Source organism: Tamlana crocina (assembly GCF_012037625.1).
In genome coordinates this window covers 1-440 of the sequence record NZ_JAAVJS010000259.1, presented here as the reverse complement: position 1 = coordinate 440, position 440 = coordinate 1, and the positions used below count along the sequence as shown (strand labels likewise).

Below are 440 nucleotides of genomic sequence, written 5' to 3'. Positions count from 1 at the left end.
TTGGCTTCGATCTTAGTGCCATCTACATAAATATCCTTTAAACTAATAACACCTTGTTCAACTAAAAGCAGAACGACTTGATGAAAAAATTTCTTTAAATGGCCTTGTAAACGCTTTCCCCTAAAGTCATTGACCGTGTTGTGGTCCGGTTTGTTCTGCCCGCTGAGCCACATAAAATGGATGTTCTCATTTAGAGCTTGTTCTGTTTTACGTGAAGAATACAAATTACGCAAGTAAGCATAGACAATAACCTTGAGCAACATGCGCGGATGATAGCTTGAGGTTCCGCCACCTTTATAGCTTTTTTCCAAAACACTTATATCGACATGGTCAATAATTGTATTTACAATACGAACGGGATGATTGACGGGAACTAGATCATCATAACTGGGAGGTAAAAGACTTAGCTGGTCTTGATTGTAAGTCTTAAAAACTACTTT

The 440-nt window shown here is 38.0% G+C and carries 1 protein-coding gene; it reads right to left on the bottom strand.

Annotated elements, in window-relative coordinates:
* Positions 1-440 (bottom strand): transposase (locus HC176_RS16620; RefSeq protein WP_167920119.1); only part of this gene is annotated, 440 nt, incomplete at both ends.